The organism is Phycicoccus endophyticus, from assembly GCF_011326735.1.
Taxonomy (GTDB): domain Bacteria; phylum Actinomycetota; class Actinomycetes; order Actinomycetales; family Dermatophilaceae; genus Phycicoccus; species Phycicoccus endophyticus.
Genome location: NZ_JAANCN010000004.1, coordinates 19,536 through 43,487, shown reverse-complemented (window position 1 = coordinate 43,487; position 23,952 = coordinate 19,536). Strand labels below are relative to the sequence as shown.

The 23,952-nt window shown below is 73.6% G+C and carries 23 protein-coding genes; 15 read left to right on the top strand and 8 right to left on the bottom strand.

All coding sequences use genetic code 11. The features are described from left to right. The first annotated feature begins 24 nt into the window (after nt 1-24). A complete protein-coding gene (locus G8D98_RS06100; protein WP_166100432.1) occupies nt 25-936 on the top strand; it encodes a tyrosine recombinase XerC in 912 nt (303 codons plus the stop codon). 16 nt (nt 937-952) lie between these two features. Here G8D98_RS06100 and G8D98_RS06095 read toward each other — a convergent pair whose 3' ends face one another. Both G8D98_RS06095 and G8D98_RS06090 read right to left on the bottom strand, forming a co-directional pair. Continuing rightward, nucleotides 953-1,543 carry a murein hydrolase activator EnvC family protein gene (locus G8D98_RS06095; protein WP_229661915.1) on the bottom strand — a complete coding sequence of 197 codons (591 nt, stop codon included), beginning with the start codon at nt 1,541-1,543 and terminating at the stop codon, nt 953-955. A 111-nt stretch (nt 1,544-1,654) separates the two neighbouring features. Then, nucleotides 1,655-2,821, bottom strand: a complete 1,167-nt coding sequence (locus G8D98_RS06090) for a pyridoxal phosphate-dependent aminotransferase (RefSeq protein WP_166100430.1) — start codon at nt 2,819-2,821, stop codon at nt 1,655-1,657. Nucleotides 2,822-3,104: 283 nt separating this feature from the next. Here G8D98_RS06090 and rpsB point away from each other — a divergent pair, with 283 nt between their 5' ends. The 3 genes from rpsB (at nt 3,105) to G8D98_RS06075 (ending at nt 5,795) form a co-directional block, all read left to right on the top strand. Next, nucleotides 3,105-4,064 carry a 30S ribosomal protein S2 gene (rpsB, locus tag G8D98_RS06085; protein WP_166100428.1) on the top strand — a complete coding sequence of 320 codons (960 nt, stop codon included), beginning with the start codon at nt 3,105-3,107 and terminating at the stop codon, nt 4,062-4,064. Between the two features lie 42 nt (nt 4,065-4,106). Continuing rightward, nucleotides 4,107-4,937 carry a translation elongation factor Ts gene (gene tsf, locus G8D98_RS06080; RefSeq protein WP_166100426.1) on the top strand — a complete coding sequence of 277 codons (831 nt, stop codon included), beginning with the start codon at nt 4,107-4,109 and terminating at the stop codon, nt 4,935-4,937. 105 nt (nt 4,938-5,042) lie between these two features. Beyond that, nucleotides 5,043-5,795 (top strand): endonuclease/exonuclease/phosphatase family protein, encoded by a 753-nt coding sequence (locus tag G8D98_RS06075; RefSeq protein WP_166100424.1) that lies wholly within the window; start codon nt 5,043-5,045, stop codon nt 5,793-5,795. 21 nt (nt 5,796-5,816) lie between these two features. On the opposite strand, the gene G8D98_RS06070 is transcribed toward G8D98_RS06075, so the two are convergent. Further along, a complete protein-coding gene (locus G8D98_RS06070) occupies nt 5,817-6,305 on the bottom strand; it encodes a phosphoribosyltransferase (protein ID WP_166100421.1) in 489 nt (162 codons plus the stop codon). Between the two features lie 114 nt (nt 6,306-6,419). Here G8D98_RS06070 and pyrH point away from each other — a divergent pair, with 114 nt between their 5' ends. The 3 genes from pyrH (at nt 6,420) to G8D98_RS06055 (ending at nt 8,786) form a co-directional block, all read left to right on the top strand. After that, entirely contained in the window at nt 6,420-7,178 is a 759-nt protein-coding gene (gene pyrH, locus G8D98_RS06065) for a UMP kinase (protein WP_229661914.1), read from the top strand. A 91-nt stretch (nt 7,179-7,269) separates the two neighbouring features. Then, nucleotides 7,270-7,827 (top strand): ribosome recycling factor, encoded by a 558-nt coding sequence (gene frr, locus G8D98_RS06060; RefSeq protein ID WP_166100418.1) that lies wholly within the window; start codon nt 7,270-7,272, stop codon nt 7,825-7,827. Nucleotides 7,828-7,832: 5 nt separating this feature from the next. Further along, nucleotides 7,833-8,786 carry a phosphatidate cytidylyltransferase gene (locus G8D98_RS06055; protein WP_166100416.1) on the top strand — a complete coding sequence of 318 codons (954 nt, stop codon included), beginning with the start codon at nt 7,833-7,835 and terminating at the stop codon, nt 8,784-8,786. A 15-nt stretch (nt 8,787-8,801) separates the two neighbouring features. Here G8D98_RS06055 and G8D98_RS06050 read toward each other — a convergent pair whose 3' ends face one another. Next, nucleotides 8,802-9,530, bottom strand: a complete 729-nt coding sequence (locus G8D98_RS06050; protein ID WP_166100414.1) for a hypothetical protein — start codon at nt 9,528-9,530, stop codon at nt 8,802-8,804. A gap of 201 nt (nt 9,531-9,731) precedes the next feature. On the opposite strand from G8D98_RS06050, the gene rlmN reads away from it, so the two are divergent. Further along, nucleotides 9,732-10,928 carry a 23S rRNA (adenine(2503)-C(2))-methyltransferase RlmN gene (gene rlmN, locus G8D98_RS06045; RefSeq protein ID WP_166100411.1) on the top strand — a complete coding sequence of 399 codons (1,197 nt, stop codon included), beginning with the start codon at nt 9,732-9,734 and terminating at the stop codon, nt 10,926-10,928. 19 nt (nt 10,929-10,947) lie between these two features. Here the strand turns inward: rlmN and G8D98_RS06040 are convergent, their stop codons facing one another. Genes G8D98_RS06040 through G8D98_RS06025 form a run of 4 tightly spaced genes read right to left on the bottom strand, consistent with a single transcriptional unit; the run spans nt 10,948 to nt 15,376 of the window. Next, entirely contained in the window at nt 10,948-12,042 is a 1,095-nt protein-coding gene (locus G8D98_RS06040) for an LOG family protein (RefSeq protein WP_166100409.1), read from the bottom strand. Nucleotides 12,043-12,072: 30 nt separating this feature from the next. Beyond that, the gene (locus G8D98_RS06035) at nt 12,073-13,446 is read right to left on the bottom strand and encodes an NAD(P)/FAD-dependent oxidoreductase (protein WP_229661913.1); all 1,374 of its coding nucleotides are present in this window, start codon (nt 13,444-13,446) and stop codon (nt 12,073-12,075) included. Nucleotides 13,447-13,448: 2 nt separating this feature from the next. Further along, entirely contained in the window at nt 13,449-14,888 is a 1,440-nt protein-coding gene (locus G8D98_RS06030) for an aspartate aminotransferase family protein (protein ID WP_166100406.1), read from the bottom strand. Then, on the bottom strand, nt 14,885-15,376 hold the full coding sequence (locus tag G8D98_RS06025) for an Lrp/AsnC family transcriptional regulator (RefSeq protein WP_166100403.1): 492 nt from the start codon (nt 15,374-15,376) through the stop codon (nt 14,885-14,887). The genes G8D98_RS06030 and G8D98_RS06025 overlap by 4 nt, the downstream gene beginning before the upstream one ends. A gap of 175 nt (nt 15,377-15,551) precedes the next feature. Between G8D98_RS06025 and G8D98_RS06020 the strand changes: the two genes are divergently transcribed. From G8D98_RS06020 to G8D98_RS05990, 7 genes are all read left to right on the top strand, one after another. Then, nucleotides 15,552-16,997, top strand: a complete 1,446-nt coding sequence (locus tag G8D98_RS06020; protein WP_166100401.1) for a gamma-aminobutyraldehyde dehydrogenase — start codon at nt 15,552-15,554, stop codon at nt 16,995-16,997. Nucleotides 16,998-17,007: 10 nt separating this feature from the next. Beyond that, nucleotides 17,008-18,249 carry an ABC transporter substrate-binding protein gene (locus G8D98_RS06015; RefSeq protein WP_166100398.1) on the top strand — a complete coding sequence of 414 codons (1,242 nt, stop codon included), beginning with the start codon at nt 17,008-17,010 and terminating at the stop codon, nt 18,247-18,249. Next, nucleotides 18,249-19,388 (top strand): ABC transporter ATP-binding protein, encoded by a 1,140-nt coding sequence (locus tag G8D98_RS06010; RefSeq protein ID WP_166100396.1) that lies wholly within the window; start codon nt 18,249-18,251, stop codon nt 19,386-19,388. The genes G8D98_RS06015 and G8D98_RS06010 overlap by 1 nt, the downstream gene beginning before the upstream one ends. Beyond that, entirely contained in the window at nt 19,385-20,302 is a 918-nt protein-coding gene (locus tag G8D98_RS06005; protein WP_166100394.1) for an ABC transporter permease, read from the top strand. Before G8D98_RS06010 ends, G8D98_RS06005 begins: the two co-directional genes overlap by 4 nt. Next, entirely contained in the window at nt 20,299-21,102 is an 804-nt protein-coding gene (locus G8D98_RS06000) for an ABC transporter permease (RefSeq protein WP_166100391.1), read from the top strand. The genes G8D98_RS06005 and G8D98_RS06000 overlap by 4 nt, the downstream gene beginning before the upstream one ends. Nucleotides 21,103-21,119: 17 nt before the next feature. After that, the gene (locus G8D98_RS05995; RefSeq protein ID WP_166100389.1) at nt 21,120-22,385 is read left to right on the top strand and encodes a saccharopine dehydrogenase family protein; all 1,266 of its coding nucleotides are present in this window, start codon (nt 21,120-21,122) and stop codon (nt 22,383-22,385) included. An 85-nt stretch (nt 22,386-22,470) separates the two neighbouring features. Next, entirely contained in the window at nt 22,471-23,931 is a 1,461-nt protein-coding gene (locus G8D98_RS05990; protein WP_166100386.1) for an NAD-dependent succinate-semialdehyde dehydrogenase, read from the top strand. Nucleotides 23,932-23,952 lie beyond the last annotated feature (21 nt).

Here is a 23,952-nt window from a genome sequence, read left to right as displayed (position 1 = left end):
AGGCGAGGGTGTCACCGTGGCGGCGTGAGCGTCGACCCTCCCGAGGTCCTCTCGGCCTTCGAGCGACACCTGCGCTCCGAGCGAGGCCGCTCCGAGCACACCGTGCGCGCCTACACGCGCGACGTCGCGGCCTTCCTCGAGGCCGTCGGCGCCACCGACGAGGGCGCGGTGGGCGCGGTCACCCTGGCCGACCTGCGGGGGTGGCTCGGCACCCTGGCCCGTCGCGGGGTGGCGCGCTCCACCCTGGCCCGCACCGCGGCCTCGCTGCGCGCGTTCTTCCGCTGGTGCGAGCGCACCGGCCGGGTCGCCGAGGACCCGTCGCTGCGGCTCGCCGCACCAAAGCGCCAGCGGACACTGCCACCGGTACTGGCCCAGCGCTCGGCGGCCGCCCTCCTGCAGGTCGCCGCCGTGGCGGCGGACGACGACGACCCGCTGCACCTGCGCGACCGGGCCGCCCTCGAGCTGCTCTACGCCACCGGGATCCGGGTCGCCGAGCTGGCGGGCCTCGACGTCGACGACGTCGACCTCGGCGAGTGCGTCCTGCGGGTCGTCGGCAAGGGCGACAAGGAGCGTCGCGTGCCCTTCGGGGCCCCCGCACGCGACGCCGTCACCGACTGGCTCGCGCGGGGCCGCCCCCGGGTGGTCAGGCCAGAGAGCGGGCCGGCGCTCCTGCTCGGCCGGCGGGGCCGGCGGGTCGACCCACGTCAGGTCCGCGAGGCGCTGCACCGGCTGCTCGCCCACGTCGAGGACGCCCCGGACATCGGGCCGCACGGCCTGCGGCACAGTGCCGCCACCCACCTGCTCGAGGGCGGGGCCGACCTGCGGATGGTCCAGGAGCTGCTCGGGCACGCCTCGCTGGCGACGACCCAGATCTACACCCACGTGTCCGTGGACCGGCTCAAGCGCTCCTACGCCCAGGCCCACCCGCGCGCGTGACACCTGCGGGCGCGGATCAGCGGTCCCCGAGCGGCAGGAGCCGGATGCGCCCGCGACCGGTGAGCAGCGGCAGCGGGTCGAGGTAGGCCTGGCCGCGCAGCGCCCCGAGGTGGACGCAGGAGCGGACACAGTGGGCGCCGGCGGAGGCGCGCGGCTCCAGCGTGCCCAGCCGGTCGCCGGCCGCGACCCGGTCCCCGGCGGCCACCGACCCGGCGACCGGCTCGTAGGTGCTGCGCAGCCCGTCGGCGTGCTGCACCGTCACGGTGCCCCGCCCGGCGACCCGGCCCACGTGGGTGACCACACCGGCCTCCACCGCCGACACCCCGGCCCCTGGTCCGGCCGCGAGGTCGAGGCCGCGGTGGCCGGCACCCCAGGGCGAGGAGGGCGCGAGGAAGGGCCGCACCACCTCCGGCCGGGGGCGCAGAGGCCAGCGCCACCGGGGCACCGCCCGCTCCGGCGCGGGGAGCACCGAGGGCAGGTCGCGCGGGGCCTCGCCGAGGGGCCACCCCGAGCCGGTCAGATCCCCGGCCCGGGGAGCGGCGGCCGCCGCCCCGGCAACGGCCAGGGCGGTCAGGACGGCGGCGGTGGCGGCGCTCACGGTAGTCACGCCCCCACGGTCGGGGTGGACCCGCCGACACGGCCAGACACGCGCCCGGGACTGTGGACGACGGCACCGTCCGGCGCGCCCTGTGGACGGGTGGGGCCGGGCGGCCCGTGCTCAGGCGCCGCGCAGCCGGGCGAGCCGCCGGCACCCCTCGTCGAGGACCGCGTCCTCCTTGCAGAACGCGAACCGCACGAGGGTGGGGGCGCTGCGCGGTGAGTCGTGGAACGCCGAGGCCGGCACGCCGACGACGCCGGCGAGGTCGGGCAGGTCGAAGCACAGCTGTACCGCGTCCTGCACCCCGAGGGGAGCGGCGTCGGCGAGCACGAAGTAGCCCCCCTCGGGGACGGGGACCTCGAAGCCGGCCGTGCGCAGCCCGGAGACCAGCCGGTCGCGCTTGCCGGCCATCGAGGCCGCGAGCCGCTCGAAGACCGCGTCGGGCAGGCCGAGCCCGGCGGCGACGGCCGGCTGGAACGGTCCCGAGCCGACGAACGTGAGGAACTGCTTGACCGCCCGGGCGGCGGCCACCGCCTCCGCCGGCCCGCTGAGCCAGCCGACCTTCCACCCGGTCGTCGCGAACGTCTTCCCGCCCGAGGAGATGGTGACGGTCCGCTCGGCCATCCCGGGCAGGGTGGCGATGGGCACGTGCCGGCGCCCGTCGAAGGCGAGATGCTCGTACACCTCGTCGGTGACCACCCAGGCGTCGTACTCGCGGGCCAGCTCGGCGACGAGCTCGAGCTCCTCGCGCGAGAACACCCGGCCGGTCGGGTTGTGGGGGGTGTTGAGCAGGACCATCGACGTCCGCGGTGAGAAGGCGGCCCGCAGGGAGGCCTCGTCGACGGCGAAGTCGGGGAAGCGCAGCAGGGAGGTCCTGCGCACCCCGCCGGCCAACGCGATGGTCGCGGCGTAGCTGTCGTAGTACGGCTCGAACGTCACGACCTCCTCGCCCGGTCGGACGAGCGCGAGCACCGCGGCCGCGATGGCCTCGGTCGCACCGACCGTCACGAGCACCTCGCGTGCCGGGTCGAGCCGCAGCCCGTAGAAGCGCTCCTGATGGGCGGCGACCGCCGCGCGCAGCTCGGGGTAGCCGGCACCTGGCGGGTACTGGTTGCGCCCGCTGCGGATGGCCTCGACCGCGGCGTCGAGCACCTCGCGCGGGCCGTCGGTGTCCGGGAAGCCCTGACCGAGGTTGACCGCGTCCTTCTCGAGCGCCAGCTGGGTCATCGTCGCGAAGACCGTCGTGCCGAGCTCGGCGAGCGCGGGGTGTCCGGGGGTGCGGGGCATGGCTCGCAGGCTACGCGGCCACCCCCGGCCGATTTCCGTCGCGGCCCGGGCGGCACGTACCATGTCCGATGGCCTCCGTGTGCGTGCACGCGGGGAGCCACATCTCGCGCGTCATCCTCCTGCGACGAGCTTCACGCAGGGGCGCACCACGGCAGTGGCGAGCGCGGCCCTCGTGGCCACGGTCGTCCGGGGTGCGTCAGGGCGCCAGGCAGGTGGGTCCACCCTCCGGGGCTCGGGCTCCACCGACGACAACTGACAACCTCACAGCACAAGGAGAACGACGATGGCCGTCGTCACCATGCGCCAGCTCCTCGAGAGCGGCGTCCACTTCGGGCACCAGACCCGCCGGTGGAACCCGAAGATGAAGCGCTTCATCATGACCGAGCGCAACGGCATCTACATCATCGACCTGCAGCAGTCGGTGACCTACATCAACAACGCCTACGAGTTCGTCAAGGAGACCGTCGCCCACGGGGGCACGATCCTCTTCGTCGGGACCAAGCGGCAGGCCCAGGAGCCGATCGCCGAGCAGGCCACGCGGGTCGGGATGCCCTACGTCAACCACCGCTGGCTCGGCGGGATGCTCACGAACTTCCAGACGATCTCCAAGCGCCTCACGCGCCTGAAGGAGCTCGAGGAGGTCGACTTCGACGACGTGGCCGGCAGCGGCCGCACGAAGAAGGAGCTCCTGATGATGAAGCGCGAGAAGGACAAGCTCGAGAAGACCCTCGGTGGCATCCGCTCGATGTCCAAGGTCCCCTCGGCCGTCTGGGTCGTCGACACCAAGAAGGAGCACCTCGCGGTCGACGAGGCCCGCAAGCTCGGGCTGCCGGTCATCGCCATCCTCGACACCAACTGCGACCCCGACGAGGTCGACTACAAGATCCCCGGCAACGACGACGCCATCCGCTCGGTCACCCTGCTGACCCGCGTCATCGCCGACGCCGCCGCCGAGGGCCTCATCGCCCGCTCGGGCGGGCAGGCCGCCACCGGCGAGCAGGCCCAGGGCGAGGAGCCGCTGGCGGAGTGGGAGCGCGAGCTGCTCGGCGGCGAGGCCGAGCAGGCCGCTGCCGAGGTCGCCCCGGAGGCCGGCGAGACCGCGGCCGCCACGGCCCCCGAGGCCGCCGAGGCTGCTCCGGCCGCCGAGGCCGCTCCGGCCGCCGAGGCCGCTCCGGCCGCGGACGCCGCTCCGGCCGTCGAGGCCGCTCCCGTCGAGGCCGAGGCGACCGCCGACCAGGCCTGACCCGGGCATCCCCGTCCACCCACCACGAGCGAGATAGGAACCATGGCGAACTACACCGCCGCTGACATCAAGGCGCTCCGCGAGAAGACCGCGGCCGGCATGATGGACGTCAAGCACGCCCTCGACGAGGCCGACGGCGACCTGGCCGCCGCGGAGGAGATCCTGCGCGTCAAGGGCCAGAAGGGCGTCACCAAGCGCGAGGGGCGCACGACGTCCAACGGGCTGGTCGCCGCCCGGGCCGGTGACGGCGTGGGCACCCTCGTCGAGGTCCTCTGCGAGACCGACTTCGTCGCCAAGGGCGAGCGCTTCGGCGCCCTCGCCGACGAGGTGCTGGCCCAGGCCGTCTCGACGCGGGCCGCCGACGCCGACAGCCTCCTGAAGTCGACCCTCGCCGACGGCCGGTCGGTCCAGGAGCTGCTCGACGACGCGAACGCGACGATCGGCGAGAAGATCGAGGTCAAGCGGGTCGCCCGGCTCGAGGGCGAGCACGTCGTGTCCTACCTGCACAAGACGAGCCCCGACCTGCCCGCGCAGATCGGCGTCCTCGTCTCGACCACCGGCGGCGAGGACACCGTGGCGCGGGACGTCGCGATGCACGTCGCGGCGTTCGCGCCGAGCGTGCTCACCCGCGAGGAGGTCGACGCCGAGACCGTCGAGCACGAGCGCCGGCTGGCCGAGGCGACGGCCAAGGAGGAGGGCAAGCCGGAGGCGGCCCTGCCCAAGATCGTCGAGGGCCGCGTCAACGGCTTCTTCAAGGACCGGGTGCTGCTCGAGCAGCCGTTCGCCAAGGAGCCGAAGAAGACCGTGGCGAAGGTCCTCGAGGAGGCGGGCGCGCAGGCCACCGGCTTCGTCCGGTTCCGCGTCGGCGCCTGACGCGGGCCCACCGCACCGACCACGACGCCGCCCCCGGGTCCGCCCGGCGGCGGCGTCGTCGTCCCCGGGGGCGTAGCCCGCGCCGGCTGCGGCTAGCGTGCCGGGGTGGAGCTCGCCGTGATGTCCCTCAACCTGCGCGGTCCGGACGACCCGCCGCCGCACGACTGGCCGAGCCGTCGCCCGAGGCTCGCGGCCCTGCTCGCGCGGGTCGAGCCCGACGTCGTCGGGACCCAGGAGGCGCTCGCGCCGATGCTCGAGCAGCTGTGCGCCGACGCGCCGGCCGAGCGGCCGCTCGCGTGGTCCGGGCGCGACCGCCTCGGTGGGCACGAGGACGAGCACTGCGCCGTCGTGTACCGCAGTGACCGCTGGCGGCCGGTGGCGGGCGGCGACGTCGCGCTCTCGGCCTCCCCGGACCGGCTCGGGACGCGGTGGACGGCGACCCAGGGCTTCCCCCGGATGGCGACCTGGGTCCGTCTCGCGTCCCGCGGGGGGACCGGTGAGGTGGTGCTCGTCAACACCCACCTGGACCACGTCTGCCCGCAGAGCCGGCTGCTCGCGGCCCGTCAGCTGTGCGGGCTGGTGGGCGAGGTCGCCGGTGACGCCCCGGTGGTCCTCACGGGGGACGTCAACGCCGAGCCCGGCTCGCAGCTCGCGGGGGTGCTCGCCGGGTGCCTCGAGCCGGTTCTCCCGACCGCGGGGCGGGCGCCGCGGACGTTCCACGGGTACGGCACCGGCAGCGGGTGCATCGACTGGGTGCTGGCGCGCGGCGTGGAGGTGCTCGGGGCCGAGGTGCTCGACGACGGCCCGCCGGTCAGTGACCACCACCCGGTGCTCGCGACCCTCCGCGTGCCGGGCTGACCCGGTGGTGGCCCGTGGCCGTCAGGCGGTGGCGGCGCTGCGCGCGCAGACCGGCTCGCGGTCGCTCCACGGGAAGGTCACCCACCGGTCGGTGTGCCCCCACGTGTAGTCCGGACGCACGAGCGAGCCCGGCTTCTCGTAGACGACGGCCGTGCGGACCCGCCCGACGCGCCCGGCGAGGAAGTCCCGCACCGCGACGAGCGTCAGGCCCGTGTCCGCGACGTCGTCGGCCACGAGCACGTCGGCCCCGGCCAGGCCGCCGAGGTCCGGCACCGGGGGCACGAGCCGGGGCTCGGGCAGGCGCTCGTCGACCCCCGTGTAGAGCTCGACGTTGAGGACCGGGGTGCACTTGACCCCGGTCGCGTAGGCGAGGGCCCCGCCGACGACCAGCCCACCGCGCGCGACGGCGAGGACGGCGTCGGGGACCCCGTCGCCGGCGACCCGCTCGGCGAGCGACCACACGGCCTCGTCGAAGGCGGCCCAGGTCAGCACCTCGCGCTCGGCGTCCATCCGGGCATCGTCGCAGCCGCAGGTTACCTGCGGGTTTCCCGGTTGGGTCGACCTCGCCGGCGTGTGACAGGATCGGGTGACCGCGCTGCGCACCTGTGCCCGAGGAGGCCCCCCGTGACCCTGCCTGCCACCGACGAGGCCCCGGCGGCCGCCGCGTCCTCGGGCCGCACGCGCCGGGTCCTGCTCAAGCTCTCCGGCGAGGTCTTCGGCGGGGGCCGGGTGGGGGTCGACCCGGACGTCGTCCGAGGGGTCGCCCACCAGATCGCCGAGGCCGTCCGCGACGGCATCGAGGTGGCGATCGTCGTCGGCGGCGGAAACTTCTTCCGGGGCGCCGAGCTGCAGCAGAAGGGGATGGAGCGCGCCCGTGCCGACTACATCGGGATGCTCGGCACCGTGATGAACTGCCTGGCCCTGCAGGACTTCCTCGAGAAGGAGGGGGTCGACACCCGCGTCCAGACCGCCATCACGATGGGCCAGGTCGCCGAGCCGTACATCCCGCGCCGCGCCATCCGTCACCTGGAGAAGGGCCGGGTGGTCATCTTCGGGGCCGGAGCCGGCATGCCGTACTTCTCGACCGACACGGTGAGCGCCCAGCGGGCCCTGGAGTGCCAGTGCGACGCGGTCCTGATGAGCAAGAACGGGGTCGACGGCGTCTACGACGCCGACCCGCGGACCAACCCCGAGGCCCGCAAGCTCGAGAGCGTCACCTTCGAGGAGGCGCTGCGCACCGGGCTGAAGGTCGTCGACGCCGCCGCGTTCAGCCTGTGCATGGACAACCGGCTGCCCATGGTCGTCTTCGGTATGGAGGGCGACGGCAACGTCACGCGGGCCCTGCGCGGCGAGCCCATCGGCACCCTCGTCCACGCCGGCTGATCCGCGCCGGCCCGGCGTGCCCCGGGCGTTTGACACACTGGACCCCGCAGTGCGCCGCGACCGCGGCGCCGACCGAAGGAGAAGCGCCCCGATGATCGACGAGACGTTGTTCGACGCCGAGGAGAAGATGGAGAAGGCCGTCGAGGTCGCCAAGGACAGCTTCGCCGCCATCCGCACCGGACGCGCCCACCCGGGGATGTTCCAGAAGATCCTCGTCGACTACTACGGCGCCCCGACGCCGCTGCAGCAGCTGGCGTCCTTCCAGACGCCCGAGGCACGCACGATCGTCATCAGCCCGTTCGACAAGTCCTCGATGCACGCCATCGAGAAGGCGATCCAGCAGGCCGACCTCGGGGTCAACCCGAGCAACGACGGCACGATCATCCGCTGCACCATGCCCCAGCTGACCGAGGAGCGCCGCCGCGAGTACGTGAAGATGGCGCACACCGAGGCCGAGGAGGCCAGGGTCTCCGTGCGCAACATCCGCCGGCAGGCCAAGACCTCGCTCGAGCGGCTCGTCAAGGACGGCGACGTCGGGGAGGACGAGGGGGTGCGGGCCGAGAAGGAGCTCGAGACGGTGACCAAGCGGCACGTCGAGCAGATCGACGACCTGCTGCGCCACAAGGAAGCCGAGCTGCTCGAGGTCTGAGTGCGATGCCGGACCGTCCCGAGGAGCGCGTGACCCCGGCCGAGGACACGGGTCCCGGTACGGGGACGCTCGCGACGGCGGACGGGTCCGGGCCGCCAGGGCCGGCCGACGCGCAGCCGCCCACCGCGCAGGACCCCGCCGGCCGCACCCCGCGTGCCGGGCGCGACCTGCGGGCGGCCATCGTCGTCGGGCTGCTCCTCGGTGCCGTCGTCGTCGGGACCCTCGTCCTCGACGCGCGCGCCTTTCTCGCCGTCGTCACCGCGGCGGTGACCCTCGGCGCCTGGGAGGTCCGCCGGGCCGTCGCCACCAGGGGGATGCACGTCCCGCTCGTCCCGCTGGTGCTCGGCAGCGTCGGGATGACCGTCTCGGCCTACCTGCGCGGCGCCGAGGCTCTCGTGGTCACCTTCGGGCTCACCGTGGTCGCCCTGCTCGTCTGGCGGGTCGCCGACGGGCTCTCCGACGCCGCGCGCGACCTGTCCGCCTCGGTGCTCGTCGCCTTCTACCCCGTCTTCCTCGGCGGCTTCGCCTCGCTCATGCTCGCCTCGCCGGACGGCCGCCTGCGGATCATCACCTTCGTCCTGGTCACGGTCTTCTCCGACATCGGGGGCTACGCCGTCGGGGTCCTCCTCGGACGCCACCCGATGGCGCCCTCGCTGAGCCCGAAGAAGTCCTGGGAGGGGCTGGCCGGCTCGGTCCTCACCTGCGCCGCGATCGGCGCGGCTGCCCTCCCGCTGCTGCTCGGGGGGACGTGGTGGGCCGGCGCCGTGCTCGGCGCGGTCACCGCCGGCGCCGCGACGCTCGGTGACCTCATCGAGTCGAGCGTCAAGCGAGACCTCGGCATCAAGGACATGGGCACCCTGCTGCCGGGGCACGGCGGCATCATGGACCGGCTCGACTCGCTCGTCGTCGTCGCCCCGATCGCCTGGGCGCTGCTGCTCGCCTTCGTGCCCACCGGCTGAACGGGGGCGGCCGGCTCAGCCGGCGCGCCGGTCGGTACCCAGGAGGGCATCAAGCCGGGCGGTGGGCAGGACGCCCAGCGTCCCGTCGCCGAGCTCGGTGGTGACGCAGCGCACCCGCCCCTCGGCCCAGTGGTAGACGTGGGGGGTGAGCGCGCCCTCGCCGTCGGCGTACATCTGGGCGGCGTAGGTCGGGAGCAGGTCCAGCCCCTCGCGCGTCTCCACCGCTCCCGGGCTCGGGGCCAGGAGCAGGGCATGTCGGTGCGGGACCGCGAAGAGGACCCCGCCGGAGAGGTCGGCCCCCGGCAGCCAGCGCTCGATGGCGGCGGGGAGGAAGAGCGCGAAGGAGGCCACGTACGGGGAGTCGCCGACGAGCGCGACGACCCCGCGCCGGGCCGGGCCGAGGTGGACGACGTCCAGCTCGGCGGCCCGTAGCCGGAGCAGGAGGTTGGCCCGGCCGAGCTCGAGCAGGGTGCGGTCCGGTCGCCGGGCGGCGGCGAGCGTGGTGTCCGCGGGCGTCACGACCCGCGGCGGCAGGTCGAGGGAGAGCGCCTCGGCGAGGTGGTCGGCGAACCCGGTGGCCCGGGCGTCCTCGCCGTCGTCGACGGTCCCCGGGGCGCCGACGAGCCAGGAGGTCAGCGCCCGCTCCAGGGCCGGAGGGGACGGCTCGCCCCCGCCCCGGTCGGGCCGGTGGCGCGTGTGGCCGCGGGGGGCTGGGCTCCCCGCGTGGTGTGGTGCCCCGAGCACGGGCGCACGCCGATCGTGGTACGGACCCATGGCCGTGCCTTTCCCTGCATGTCCCGTTCCCCTGCTGAACGGGACTGCGCTCAGGGTACGGCCTGCGCCGAGCGGGCGCGGGCGAACGCGAGGATCCGCAAACCCCGTGTCGCGGACCGAGACCGGCGCGCGCCGCCGGCACCCACCCGGACCTGCGAGAATGGGTGGACCATGACCGAGAACACCGACCCCCGACCCGCGCCCGGGCAGCTGACGCTGCGGGCACCCCGCCGGGGCAAGCCGCCCCGGCACCTGGCCGACCTCACCGTCGCCGAGCGCCGTGAGGCCGTCGTCGCACTCGGCCACCCGGCCTTCCGCGCCAACCAGGTCTCGACGCACTACTTCGAGCGGCTCGTCGACTCCCCCGAGGAGATGACCGACCTGCCGCGGGCGGTCCGCGAGGACCTCGTGCGTGACCTGCTGCCGCCGCTGCTCGCGCCCGTGCGCAGCATCTCGGCCGACTCGGGCGCGACCGTCAAGCAGGTGTGGCGGCTCTTCGATGGGGCGCTCGTCGAGTCGGTCCTCATGCGCTACCCGAACCGGGTGACCGTGTGCATCTCCAGCCAGGCCGGCTGCGGGATGAACTGTCCGTTCTGTGCGACCGGTCAGGAGGGGCTGACCCGCAACATGTCGACCGCCGAGATCGTCGAGCAGGTGCTCGCGGCGGCCCGGCTGCTGCGTCACGGCGGCCTCCCGGAGGCCGCCGGGGCCGCCGGCGGGATCGCCCTCGGCGACGAGGCGGAGGAACCGGCGCCGGCGGGTGGCCCGGCACGGGTCACCAACGTCGTCTTCATGGGGATGGGGGAGGCCCTGGCCAACTACCGGGCCGCCGTCGGGGCGATCCGCCGGCTCACCGAGCCGGCACCGGGCGGCCTCGGGATGTCGGCGCGCGGGATCACCATGTCGAGCGTCGGGCTCGTGCCCGGCATCGACCGGCTCGCGGCCGAGGGCATCCCGGTCACCCTCGCGCTCTCCCTGCACGCACCCGACGACGAGCTGCGCGACGAGCTGGTCCCCATCAACACCCGCTACCGGGTCGACGAGGCCATCGACGCCGCCCGCCGCTACCACGAGGCCACCGGACGCCGGGTGAGCATCGAGTACGCCCTCATCCGCGACGTCAACGACCAGGCATGGCGCGCGGACCTGCTCGCGCAGAAGCTCACCGCCCGCGGCAAGGGCTGGGTCCACGTCAACCCCATCCCGCTCAACCCGACACCGGGCTCGAAGTGGACGGCGTCGCGGCGGGGGGTCGAGCAGCAGTTCGTCGAGCGGCTGCGCGCGCACGGCATCCCGACGACGGTGCGCGACACCCGCGGGTCGGAGATCGACGGGGCCTGCGGCCAGCTCGCCGCGTCCACCGCTTAAGGGGCGCGTCACCGGCCGGTCAGCCGGTGAGCAGCCGCACGGCCTCGGCGAGGTCGTCGACGAGGTGGACCGCACCGGCCATCGGGCGGTCGGCGGCGAGGGCCGCGAGCGCCGGCCACACCGGGACGCTCTCGCGCCAGTACCCCGCACCCACGAGCACGAGCCGGGGCAGGGGCGCGCCGTCGGACGGCTCGACGCCGTAGTAGAGGCGGGTGGCCGCCTGGAAGACCTCCTGGACGGTGCCGGCGGCCCCCGGGAGGACGACGACGCCCGCGCTCGAGCGGGCGAGCAGACCGTCCTCCCGGATCGCGTTCGAGAAGTACTTGGCGATGCCGTCGCAGAAGACGTTCGGCGGCTCGTGCCCGTAGAACCACGTGGGGATGCCGATACTGCGGACCGGCCCGGAGCCGCCCTCCAGCCAGGAGCGCACCTCGAGGCCCGCGGCCGCCCAGGCCCGCACGTCGGTGAAGCCGCGGGCAGCCGCCAGCCGGGCCACCGCCTCGGTGAGCGCGCCGGTGTCCGGTGCGAAGGCGCCGAGGTTGGCCGCCTCCATGGCCCCGGGCCCGCCTCCGGTCGCGACGACGAGGCCGGCGCGGGCCAGCGCGTGGCCGAGGGCCGCGGCCCGGGCATAGGCCTCCTCGTCGCGCCGCAGGGCGTGACCGCCCATGACGCCGACGACGGGGTGGCCCTCGAGCACGTCGCTCAGGGCGTCGCTCATCGAGTCGTCGTGGATCGCGCGCAGCAGCGTGACGAAGGCGTCGTGGCCGACGGCGGCGTCGCGCGACCACCGGTAGGCGCGCGCGTCCGGGGTCGACTCGTAGCCGACCTCGAGCAGCCCGTCGTAGAGCTCGGCGGGGGAGTACAGCCGCGCGCGGTAGGGGTCGACCGGCGCGCGCGGGTCGGTGGGGAAGACGAGCGCCCCGTGCCGGCGCAGGTGGTCCTCGAGGTCGCGGGGCAGGCGGCCACCGAGGACGACGAGGCCCTCGACGTCCACCCGCCGCATGAGCCGCTCCGCGCGCGGGGTGAGGTCGAGGTCCTGCAGCCGCAGCCCGCGCAGCGTGCCGCCGTCCCCGAGTGCCGCGTCGAGGGCCGCCAGGGTCTCGATCTCGCGCATCCCCCGAACCTACCGGTGGAGCAGCCGGCCTCAGTGGCCCCCGGTGAGCCGGGAGAGCAGCGGCTCCAGGCGGCTGGGCCGCCCGGTACGCGCCTCCTCGGCCTCGGCCAGCCGGGCCAGCCGCAGGCCGGCGTTGACCCCGAGCCAGCGCAGCGGCTCCGGCTCCCAGGACGGCGAGGCGTGGCCGACCCAGGGCAGCTCGGTCAGGCCGCTGGGGAGCCCGAGCACGAGGTCGGCGAGGGTGCGCCCCGCGAGGTTGGTCGCGGCGACCCCGTCGCCGACGTACCCCCCGGCCCGGCCGGTACGGGTCGAGGGGTCCCAGGTGACCGACGGGTGCCAGTCGCGCGGGATCCCGAGCGGCCCGCCCCACGCATGGGTGAACCGCACGCCCGAGAGGTCCGGGAGCAGCTCGGTCAGGGTGCGCCGCAACGCGGCGAAGACCCGCTCCTCGTGGTCGAACTCGGGGCGCACCGCCGACCCGAGGTGGTAGGGCGCCCCACGGCCGCCGAAGGCGATCCGGTCATCGACGGTGCGCTGGCCGTAGATGACCATGTGCCCGTGGTCGGTGAAGACCTCCCGGTCGGCCAGCCCGAGCCGCTCCCACTGCTGGGGCGTGAGCGGCTCGGTGGCGACCATGAGCGAGTACACCGGGATGAGGGCCCGCTCGTGCCCCGGCAGCCGCGGGGTCCAGCCCTCGGTCGCGAGCACCACAGAGCCCGCGGTGACCCGGCGGCCGTCCTCGAGGACGGCGACCCCGTCACCGGCTCGGGCCACCCGGACCCCCTCGAGCACCGTGCCCCCGAGGCGGCGCACCGCGGCGGCGAGCCCGTCGGCCAGGTCGCGCGGCTGGACCCGGGCGCAGTGCGGGTTGAGCGTGGCCCCCAGGGTCGCCGGGGCCCGCAGCCGCTCGCGCGCCTCGGGGGCCTCGAGCCACCGGGTGCCGTCACCCCACTGCGCACCCGCCCGCGCCGCGGCCCGGGCCCGCTCGACCTGGGCGGGGGTGCGGGCCACGGCCAGCGTGCCGCCCTTGACGAACCCCGACCCGAGCCCCTCCTGCTCCTCGACGCGGCCCACCTCGTCGACCGTGTCCCGCAGGGCCGCGAGGTGGGCGAGCGTCGCCGTGCGACCGGAGCGCGCGGCCAGGGTGTCCGGTGAGACCGGCCACAGCGCCGAGACCCAGCCGCCGTTGCGGCCGCTCGCCCCGAACCCGACGTGCTCGGCCTCGAGGACGAGCACGTCGAGCGCCGGCTCGGCACGCAGGAGGTAGTACGCAGTCCACAGCCCGGTGAAGCCGCCACCGACGACGACGACGTCCGCCGCGCGGGGCACCTCCCCGGTGGCCGGGGGCGCGTCGCTGCGGCGGATGTCCCACCACAGGGGCGGGGTCCCGGACGGCGCGGCCACGCTCAGAGGTGGCTCTCGGCCTCGGTGAGGACCGAGCGCAGTCGTCGCTCGATCTCCGCGAACTGCTCCGGTCCCATCGTCAGCGGCGGCGCGAGCTGGATCACCGGGTCGCCGCGGTCGTCGGCCCGGCAGTACAGGCCGGCGTCGAAGAGGGCCTTGGACAGGAAGCCGCGCAGCAGCCGCTCGGACTCCTCCTCGTCGAAGGTCTCCCGGGTCGCCTTGTCCTTGACCAGCTCGATGCCGTAGAAGTACCCGGCGCCGCGGACGTCGCCGACGAGGGGGAGGTCGAGCAGCCGCTCGAGGGTGGAACGGAAGGCGGGCGCGTTCTCCTTGACCCGGTCGGTGAGGCCCTCGCGCTCGAAGATGTCGAGGTTGGCCATGGCCGCGGCGCACGAGACGGGATGCCCGCCCCAGGTGTAGCCGTGGGCGAAGGAGGTCGTTCCCGAGCGGAACGGCTCGAAGAGCCGGTCGCTGGCGATCATCAGCCCGAGGGGCGCGTACCCGCTCGTGATGCCCTTGGCGGTCGTGATGATGTCCGGGACGTAGCCGAAGTCGTCGCACGCGAACATCGACCCGACCCGCCCGAACGCACAGATGGTCTCGTCCGAGACGAGCAGGACGTCGTACTCGTCGCAGATCTCCCGGACGCGCTCGAAGTAGCCCGCCGGCGGCGGGAAGCACCCGCCGGAGTTCTGCACCGGCTCGAGGAAGACCGCGGCGACGGTCTCGGGGCCCTCGAACTCGATGGCCTCGGCGATCCGGTCCGCGGCCCACCGTCCGAAGGCCTTCTCGTCCTCGCGCAGGTGCTCCGGCGCCCGGTAGATGTTGGTGTTCGGGACCTTGTGGGCGCCGGGGACGAGGGGCTCGAAGTCGGCCTTCGCGGCGGGGATGCCGGTGATCGACAGTGCGCCGTGGGGGGTGCCGTGGTACGCGACCGCGCGGGAGATCACCTTGTGCTTGGTCGGCCGGCCGGTGAGCTTGAAGTACTGCTTGGCCAGCTTCCACGCGGTCTCGACGGCCTCGCCGCCACCGGTGGTGAAGAACACCCGGTTCAGGTCGGCGGGGGCGAGCGCGGCGAGCCGCTCGGCGAGCTCGATGGCGCGGGGGTGGGCGTAGGACCACAGGGGGAAGAAGGCCAGCTCGGAGGCCTGCCGGGCCATCGCCTCGCCGATCTCGGTGCGCCCGTGGCCGGCGTTGACGACGAAGAGGCCGGCGAGCCCGTCGAGGTACTCGTTGCCCCGGTCGTCCCACACCCGCCAGCCCTCGCCGCGGGTGATGACGGGCACCGAGTGCCCGAGCCCCCCGCCGCTCGGGTCCTCGAACACCGAGTGGCGCGTGAAGTGCATCCACAGGTGCTCGCGGGCGGCGTCGGAGTAGCGGGCTCCGGTCGGGGTGCGGCGCTCGGAGGCCGGCTCCCACACGTCGTTCGGTTCGATGCTCATCGGGTTCCCCAGTTGTAGTGCTGCTTGTTGAGCTTGAGGTAGACGAAGGTCTCGGTGGCGGTGACCCCCGGCAGCGGCCGGATCCGTTTGGTCAGCAGCTCCAGGAGGTGGTCGTCGTCCTCGCAGACGACCTCGGCGAGGACGTCGAAGGAGCCGGCGGTGGTCACCACGTAGTCCACCTCGGGCATCTGCGAGAGGGAGTGGCCGAGGTCGACCAGGTCGCCGGAGGCGCGGATGCCGATCATCGCCTGGCGGCGGAAGCCCACCTGCATGGGGTCGGTCACCGCGACGATCTGCATGACCTCGGCGTCGAGAAGGCGCTGGACCCGCTGGCGTACCGCCGCCTCGGACAGGCCCACCGCCTTGGCGATCGCGGCGTAGGACTGCCGGCCGTCCTCCTGGAGGAGCTCGATGATCCGTTTGGCGACGTCGTCGAGCCGGATCTCCGGCGAGCGGTCGCGGTGCTGGCGCGTGGTCACCCGCCCCATGGTGGCTGGCGGGCGCCGACGACGCAAGAGGAAACACACTGAATCCGCAAGTTCGGTGGGGCAATCCCACGCCATCCGCCAAGAAATGTGGAAGCACTCTAGTGATTTCGCGGCCTCGCGTACTACTCTCCCCGCACAGCGAGCATGACCGCCGACCCCCCTGGGAGCACCCGAGATGAGCAGCCCACGCGTCCTGCGCAACTTCGTCGACGGCGGGCCCCGTGAGGCCCGGACCGAGACCACCACCGACATCCTCGCCCCGGCGACCGGGGCGGTCGTCGCGACCGCGCCGGTCAGCGGCGCCGAGGACGTCGACGCCGCCTATGCCGCCGCGGCGCGCGCCTTCGGTGAGTGGGGCCGGAGCACGCCGAGCGAGCGGCAGCAGGCGCTGCTGAAGATCGCCGACGCCCTCGAGGCCCGGGCCGAGGAGGTCATCGAGCTCGAGTCCCAGGACACCGGCAAGATCAAGGCGCTCACCGCGAGCGAGGAGATCCCCCCGATGGTCGACCAGCTGCGGTTCTTCGCCGGCGCCGCGCGCATCCTCGAGGGCAAGGCGGCGGGCGAGTACCTCGCCGGGCACACCTCGTGGGTCCGGCGCGAGCCGATCGGGGTGGTCGGTCAGGTGACGCCCTGGAACTACCCGCTGCTCATGGCGGTGTGGAAGATCGCCCCGGCGCTCGCCGCGGGCAACACCGTGGTCCTCAAGCCGAGCGAGACCACCCCGCAGTCCACCCTCCTGCTCGCGCAGATCGCCTCGGAGTTCCTGCCGCCGGGCACCCTGAACGTCGTCACCGGCGACCGCGACACCGGCCGCCTCGTCGTCGAGCACCCGACCCCCTCGCTCGTGGCGATCACCGGTTCGGTGCGGGCCGGCGCGGAGGTGGCGGCGAGCGCCGCGCCCTCGGTCAAGCGGGTGCACCTCGAGCTCGGGGGCAAGGCACCGGTCGTCGTCTTCGACGACGCCGACCTCGAGGCGGCGGTCGAGGGCATCGCGGTCGCCGGCTACTTCAACGCCGGCCAGGACTGCACGGCCGCGACCCGGGTGCTCGCCGCCCCCGGCATCCACGACGACTTCGTCGCGGCGCTCGCCGAGTACGCGAAGGGCTCGGCGCCGGTGGGCCTGCCCGACGACGAGGACGCCCTCTTCGGTCCGGTCAACAACGCCACCCAGCTCGAACGCGTGAGCGGCTTCATCGAACGGCTGCCCTCGCACGCCTCGGTCGCGGCCGGCGGCAACCGGGTCGCGGCCCTCGGCGACGGGTTCTTCCTCGAGCCCACCGTCGTGTCCGGGCTGCGCCAGGACGACGAGGCGGTGCAGAACGAGATCTTCGGTCCGGTCATCACCGTCCAGCGCTTCACCGACGAGGACGAGGCGGTGCGCTGGGCCAACGGTGTCGACTACGGCCTCGCGTCCTCGGTGTGGACCAAGGACTTTGGGCGCGCCATGCGGATGTCGCGGGCCCTCGACTTCGGGTGCGTGTGGATCAACACCCACATCCCGCTCGTCGCCGAGATGCCGCACGGGGGCTTCAAGCGCTCCGGGTACGGCAAGGACCTGTCGATGTACGGCTTCGAGGACTACACCCGGGTCAAGCACGTCATGGCCAACATCGACAGCTGAGGACCCGCCGATGCCACCCCGCCGCCTCCGCCCGCCGCTCGACCCCGCCGTCGGGGGCCTGGTGCGCGCCGCGCGCGCCTCGCAGGTCTCGCGCCGCTCCCTCCTCGGCGTGGCCGCCGTCGGGGGCGCCGCCGCGACCCTCGGTGCGTGCGCACCGCCGCAGCCGCCCGCCGCGGGCACCGCCGAGCTCGAGCTGCCGCGTGACGTCTCCGGCTCCGAGCCGGTGGTCCGGTGGTCGAACTGGACGGCCTACCTCGACTACGACGAGGACACCAAGCGCTACCCCACCCTCGAGGCCTTCCAGCGCAGGACCGGCATCCGGGCCACGTACTCCGAGGACATCGAGGACAACGACTCCTACTTCAACAAGATCGCCCCGCAGCTGCGGGCCGGGCAGGACGTCGGCGCCGACATCTTCGTCTTCACCGACTGGATGGCCAACCGGGTGATCACCGACCAGCTGTGCCAGCCGCTGGAGATCATCTCGATGCCCAACGCCCCGAACCTGCTGGACTCCCTCAAGGACGTCAGCTTCGACCCGGGACGCACCCACTCGCTGACCTGGCAGTCCGGGTTCGCCGGCATCGGCTACGACCGCTCCGCGCTGGGTCGGGAGATCAGGACCCTCGATGACCTGTGGACCGAGGACCTCAAGGGCCGGATCGTCGTGCTGTCCGAGTTCCGCGACACCGTCGCGCTCGTCATGCAGAGCCAGGGCGTCGACATCACCTCCGACTGGGGCCGGGCCGAGTTCGAGAAGGCCGTCGAGGTCGTCGAGCAGAAGATGTCCGAGGGGTACATCCGGCGGATCAAGGGCAACAGCTACCTCGAGGACCTCAAGTCGGGCAACGCCCTCGCCGGGATCGTGTGGAGCGGGGACCTGTTCGTCCTGCGGGCCGAGACCGGCAACGACGACTGGACCTTCACGGTCCCCGAGTCCGGCGGGACCCTGTGGAGCGACAACATGATGGTCCCGATCACCTCGACCCACCGCCGCAACGCGATGGCCCTGATGAACTACTACTACGACCCGGCCGTCGCGGCCCAGGTCGCCGCCTGGGTCAACTACGTCTGCCCGGTGCAGGGGGCGCAGGAGGAGCTGGCCAAGACCGACCCCGAGCTCGCCGAGAGCCCCTTCATCTTCCCGAGCGCGGACTACATCGCGCGCAACAACATCCAGGGCTTCCGGGCGCTCACGCCCGAGGAGGACCAGGAGTACAGCGCCCTCTGGCAGAAGGTGATGGGCAACTGATGGCACGCAGCAGTGGTGTGCGCGAGGCGACGGGCGACCTGCGCCTGGAGTCGGTGACGAAGTCCTTCGGCGGCTTCACGGCGGTCGACGACCTCGACCTGCTCGTGCCGCGCGGGTCCTTCTTCGCCCTGCTCGGCCCCTCCGGCTGCGGCAAGACGACGACGTTGCGGATGGTCGCCGGGCTCGAGCAGCCCACCTCGGGGCGGGTGCTCATCGGCGACACCGACCTCACCGGTAGCCGGCCCTTCGAGCGCCCGGTGAACACGGTCTTCCAGAGCTATGCGCTCTTCCCCCACCTCACGGTGCGCGACAACGTCGCCTTCGGGCCCACGCGGCGTCGGGTGCGCGAGGCGGGCGCGCTCGCCGACGAGGCGCTCGCCCTCGTCGAGGTCGACCACCTCGCCTCCCGCAAGCCGGCCCAGCTCTCCGGCGGGCAGCAGCAGCGGGTGGCGCTGGCCCGGGCCCTCGTCAACCGTCCCGAGGTGCTCCTGCTCGACGAGCCGCTCGGCGCCCTCGACCTCAAGCTGCGCCGGCAGCTGCAGGTCGAGCTCAAACGCATCCAGACCGAGGTCGGGCTGACGTTCGTCCACGTCACCCACGACCAGGAGGAGGCCATGACGATGGCCGACACGGTCGCGGTGATGAACCACGGCCGGATCGAGCAGATGGGGGCGCCCGCCGAGCTCTACGACCTGCCGCGGACGGCCTTCGTCGCCAACTTCGTCGGCCGGTCCAACCTCGGCGCCGGGACGGTGCTCGGGCGGGACGGCGAGCACCTGAGCGCCGAGGTGCAGGGCACGACGGTCACGGTGCCGCTCTCGCGGGCCCAGGCCCGCGAGGGCGCGGTGCTGTTCGGGATCCGCCCGGAGAAGGTCAGGGTGCTGCGCGAGGCACCCGAGGGCACCGGCGACGACGTGCGGGGCACCGTCCTGGACGTCTCGTTCACCGGCGTCGCCACCGAGTACCTCGTGCGGCTCCCGAGCGGCACCGTGTGGAGCTGCTACGAGCAGAACCTCGACGTCGACCCGGTCGACCTGCGCCCCGGCGACGAGGTGTGGATCTCGTGGAACCCCGCGCACGCCTTCACCGTGCCCCTCGACGAGGCCGAGGCGGCGGCGGCCGCGGAGGCGACCGGATGACCGCCCTCGCCCACGTCGGGCAGGCCGGCGGGGGAGGGCCCACACCCCCCGCGGACGACCAGGAGCGCCCCGGCCGGCGCTGGGTCCCGTACCTGCTGCTCCTGCCCGGTGGGCTGTGGCTGCTCGTCTTCTTCGTCGTGCCCCTCGTGCAGCTGTTCACGGTGAGCCTGCAGTCACAGTTCCCCGGGTACCCCGGCTACTACTACCGGGACGTCAACGCGGGCAACTACCTGCGTGCGCTCACCGACTTCGCGCCGCAGTTCGGCCGCTCGCTGCTCTTCGCGGCGCTCGCGACCTTCTTCGCGTTCGTCCTGGCCTACCCGCTCGCGTACGCGATGGCGTTCAAGGTGGGCCGGTGGCGCAACGTCATGCTCATCGCCGTCATCGCCCCGTTCTTCACCTCGTTCATCCTCCGCACGGTGGCCTGGCGGCAGATCCTCGCCGACGAGGGGCCGGTGGCGAGCACTCTCAACGCCCTCCACCTGCTGCCGGGCGGGCACATCACCGAGACCTGGGCGGCGGTCGTCGCGGGGCTGACGTACAACTTCCTGCCCTTCATGGTGCTGCCGATCTACGCCTCGCTCGAGCGGGCCGACCACCGGGTCATCGAGGCGGGCGGTGACCTGTACGCCAACGGGTTCACCACCTTCCGCACGGTGACCCTGCCGATGTCGGCGCCGGGTGTGCTCGCCGGGACCCTGCTGACGTTCATCCCGGCCGCCGGCGACTACGTCAACGCCGACCTGCTCGGCGCCGACGACACCAAGATGGTCGGCAACGTCATCGAGAGCCAGTTCTTCAAGGTGCTCGGTGGCTTCCCCGTGGCGGCGGCGCTCTCGTTCACGCTCATGGCGCTCATCCTCGCCATGGTCTTCGTCTACGTGCGCCGGTTCGGGACGGAGGAGCTGCTGTGACCCGCTGGGTCAGGGACCGCTTCTCGGTCCTCGTCGCGCTCCTGGTCCTGCTCTACCTGTTCCTGCCGGTCGCCTACACCTTCGTCTTCTCCTTCAACAACTACCGCAAGTCCAACATCGTCTGGAACCCGCAGGGCAGCCCGACCCTGAAGCACTGGCGGGACCCGTGCGGCGCGCCGGGAGTCTGCGAGGCGCTCGGGGTCTCGCTGCGCATCGGCGTGCTCGCCACCCTCATGGCGACCGTCCTCGGCACCCTGCTCGCCTTCGCGCTCGTCCGTCACCGCTTCCGCGGCCGGTCGGCGAGCAACGTGCTCGTCTTCGTGCCGATGGCCACCCCCGAGATCGTCCTCGGCGCCAGCCTCCTGACGATCTTCGTCCAGGGCTTCTCCCGGGTCGGGCTCGCCCTCGGGTTCTGGACGATCCTCATCGCGCACATCATGTTCTGCATCAGCTTCGTCGTCGTCACGGTCAAGGCCCGGCTGCAGAGCCTCGACCCCCGCATCGAGGAGGCCGCCCAGGACCTGTACGCGGGCCCGGGCGCCACCTTCTGGCGGGTGACCTTCCCGCTCGTGCTGCCGGGCATCGTCGGCGCCGCCCTGCTGTCCTTCTCGCTGTCTTTCGACGACTTCATCATCACCAACTTCGTCTCCGGCAACGAGACGACGTTCCCGAAGTTCGTCTACGTCTCCTACCTGCGCGGCATCCCCGCCCAGGCCAACGTCATCGGCTTCTCCATGTTCGTCATCGCGCTCGCGCTCGTGGTCCTCGGCCAGCTGGTCGCCTCCGCGCGCCGGCGCTGACCCGGAAGGGGTTCCTCGTGCGTGTCCTCATGATCGGTGCCGGCGGGGTCGGCGACGCGGCGGCCCGGATCGCCGCCGACCGCGACTTCTTCGAGGCCTGGGTCGTCGCCGACCACGACGCCGCTCGGGCCGAACGGACCGCGGCCGCGGCCACCGCCCGCCGCGAGGGCGAGAGCCGGTTCTCGGCCCGGCAGGTCGACGCCTCGGACGTCGCCGCCGTCGAGGCGCTCGTGCGCGAGGTCGGGGCGACGCACGTCCTCAACGCCGTCGACCCACGGTTCGTCGTGTCGATCTTCGAGGGCGTCGGGCGGGCCGGGGCGCACTACCTCGACATGGCGATGAGCCTCTCGCGTCCCCACCCCGACCAGCCCCACGCCCGGGTCGGGGTCAAGCTCGGCGACGAGCAGTTCGCGCGCACGGGGGAGTGGGAGGCCGCGGGGCGGCTCGCGCTCGTGGGCATCGGCGTCGAGCCGGGGCTCTCGGACGTCTTCGCCCGCTACGCCGCCGACCACCTGTTCTCGCGGATCGAGGAGCTCGGGACCCGGGACGGCGCCAACCTCGTCGTCCGCGACGAGGAGGGCCGCGAGGTGTTCGCGCCGGGGTTCTCGATGTGGACCACGATCGAGGAGTGCCTCAACCCGCCGGTCGTCTGGGAGAAGGCCCGCGCCGACGAGCCCGACGGTGGCTGGTTCACCCTCCCGCCGTTCAGCGAGCCGGAGGTGTTCGACTTCCCGGAGGGCATCGGCCCGGTCGAGTGCGTGCACGTCGAGCACGAGGAGGTCCTCCTCATGCCCCGCTGGCTCGACGCCGAGCGGGTGACCTTCAAGTACGGCCTCGGTGAGGAGATGGTCGGCATCCTGCGCACGCTGCACACCCTCGGCCTGGACCGCACCGAGCCGGTGACCGTCCGGGGGGTGCAGGTCAGCCCCCGGGACGTCGTCGCCGCCGTCCTGCCCGACCCGCTGACCATCGGCCCACGGATGGAGGGGCGCACGTGCGCCGGGCTGTGGGTCACCGGCACCGGGACCGACGGCGCGCCCCGGCGGACCTACCTCTACCACGTGGTCGACAACGCCGACTCGATGCGCGAGTACGAGAGCCAGTGCGTGGTCTGGCAGACCGCGCTCAACCCGGTGGTCGCCCTCGAGCTGCTCGCCGCGGGGACGTGGTCGGGAGCCGGCGTGCTCGGGCCGGAGGCCTTCGACGCGCTCCCCTTCCTCGACCTGCTCGCCGCCCCCCGGCCGCAGGGCTACGGCTCGCCGTGGGGGATGGAGGACCGCTGACCCGGCGCCCGGGCGCGCCCCGCAGCGTCCTACGCTCGTCCCACCGGCGCAGCGCAGCGCCGTCCGCCGACCCGAGGGAGACCCCATGGCGACCACCCAGAAGGACCTGCTCGCGTCCGTCCCCACCCGCCTGCTCGTCGGGGGCCGGTGGCGCGAGGCCAGCGGCGGTGCCCGGTTCGAGGTCCACGACCCGAGCAGCGGGGCGACCCTGGCCACCTGCGCGGACGCCACCCCCGAGGACGGCCTGGCGGCGCTCGCCGCGGCGGCCGGTGCCCAGGCGTCCTGGGCCGCGACGCCACCCCGGGAGCGCGGCGAGATCCTGCGCCGGGCCTTCGAGCTGGTCACCGCCCGTGCCGAGGAGCTCGCGCTGCTCATGACGCTCGAGATGGGCAAGACCCTGCCCGAGGCCCGCGGGGAGGTCACCTACGGGGCCGAGTTCCTCCGGTGGTTCTCCGAGGAGGCGGTGCGCGTCCACGGCCGCTACGCCGTGGCGCCCAACGGTGCCACCCGGCTGGTGACGATGGCCCAGCCGGTCGGGCCCACGCTGATGATCACGCCGTGGAACTTCCCGCTGGCCATGGGGACCCGCAAGATCGCCCCCGCCGTCGCCGCGGGCTGCACCATGGTCGTCAAGCCGGCGGCCGAGACCCCGCTGACGATGCTGCTGCTCGCGGACATCCTCATCGAGGCGGGGCTGCCCGAGGGCGTGCTCAACGTCGTGACGACCACCGACAGCGGCGGCGTCTGCGAGCCGGTCATCCGCGACCCCCGGCTGCGCAAGCTCACCTTCACCGGGTCCACCGCCGTGGGCCGCCGGCTCGTCGAGCAGTCCGCCCAGCAGCTGCTGCGGCTCTCGATGGAGCTCGGGGGCAACGCCCCCTTCCTCGTCTTCGAGGACGCCGACCTCGACGCGGCCGTCGAGGGCGCGATGCTCGCCAAGATGCGCAACATCGGCGAGGCGTGCACCGCGGCCAACCGGTTCTTCGTCCACGAGGACGTCGCCGCGGAGTTCTCGCGCCGGCTGGCCGAGCGGATGGGCGCGCTCACCGTCGGCAAGGGCACGAAGAAGGGGGTCGACGTCGGGCCGCTGATCACCGAGAAGGCGCGTGCCGGCGTCCACGACCTCGTCGAGGACGCCGTCGGCCGAGGAGCCCGGGTGCTCACCGGCGGAGCCCCCGTGCCCGGCCGCGGCCACTTCTACGCGCCCACCGTGCTCGCCGACGTGCCCGAGGGGAGCCGCTGCCTCACCGAGGAGATCTTCGGACCGGTCGCGCCCGTGTGCACCTTCCGGGACGAGGCCGAGGCGGTCGAGCGCGCCAACGCCACCGAGTACGGCCTCGTCGGGTACCTGTTCACGCGGGACAACGCGCGGGTGCTGCGGGTCGCCGAGGCGCTGGAGTTCGGCATGGTCGGGGTGAACACCGGCATCGTCTCCAACCCCGCGGCACCCTTCGGTGGCGTCAAGCAGTCCGGCTTCGGCCGCGAGGGAGGCTTCGAGGGCATCGAGGAGTACCTCGAGGTCAAGTACGTCGGCATCGCCACCTGACCCCGGGCCCGCGAGTCGGCG

Bases quoted from the DNA above. Each gene is read 5' to 3' on its own strand.
- G8D98_RS06025 (WP_166100403.1), bottom strand. From the start codon at position 15,376: ATGGGGCGGGTGACCACGCGCCAGCACCGCGACCGCTCGCCGGAGATC.
- rlmN (WP_166100411.1), top strand. From the start codon at position 9,732: ATGACCGAGAACACCGACCCCCGACCCGCGCCCGGGCAGCTGACGCTG.
- G8D98_RS05990 (WP_166100386.1), top strand. From the start codon at position 22,471: ATGGCGACCACCCAGAAGGACCTGCTCGCGTCCGTCCCCACCCGCCTG.
- G8D98_RS06010 (WP_166100396.1), top strand. From the start codon at position 18,249: ATGGCACGCAGCAGTGGTGTGCGCGAGGCGACGGGCGACCTGCGCCTG.
- frr (WP_166100418.1), top strand. From the start codon at position 7,270: ATGATCGACGAGACGTTGTTCGACGCCGAGGAGAAGATGGAGAAGGCC.
- G8D98_RS06090 (WP_166100430.1), bottom strand. From the start codon at position 2,821: ATGCCCCGCACCCCCGGACACCCCGCGCTCGCCGAGCTCGGCACGACG.
- G8D98_RS06055 (WP_166100416.1), top strand. From the start codon at position 7,833: ATGCCGGACCGTCCCGAGGAGCGCGTGACCCCGGCCGAGGACACGGGT.
- G8D98_RS06070 (WP_166100421.1), bottom strand. From the start codon at position 6,305: ATGGACGCCGAGCGCGAGGTGCTGACCTGGGCCGCCTTCGACGAGGCC.
- G8D98_RS06005 (WP_166100394.1), top strand. From the start codon at position 19,385: ATGACCGCCCTCGCCCACGTCGGGCAGGCCGGCGGGGGAGGGCCCACA.
- G8D98_RS06015 (WP_166100398.1), top strand. From the start codon at position 17,008: ATGCCACCCCGCCGCCTCCGCCCGCCGCTCGACCCCGCCGTCGGGGGC.
- tsf (WP_166100426.1), top strand. From the start codon at position 4,107: ATGGCGAACTACACCGCCGCTGACATCAAGGCGCTCCGCGAGAAGACC.
- G8D98_RS06040 (WP_166100409.1), bottom strand. From the start codon at position 12,042: ATGCGCGAGATCGAGACCCTGGCGGCCCTCGACGCGGCACTCGGGGAC.
- G8D98_RS06030 (WP_166100406.1), bottom strand. From the start codon at position 14,888: ATGAGCATCGAACCGAACGACGTGTGGGAGCCGGCCTCCGAGCGCCGC.
- G8D98_RS06020 (WP_166100401.1), top strand. From the start codon at position 15,552: ATGAGCAGCCCACGCGTCCTGCGCAACTTCGTCGACGGCGGGCCCCGT.
- rpsB (WP_166100428.1), top strand. From the start codon at position 3,105: ATGGCCGTCGTCACCATGCGCCAGCTCCTCGAGAGCGGCGTCCACTTC.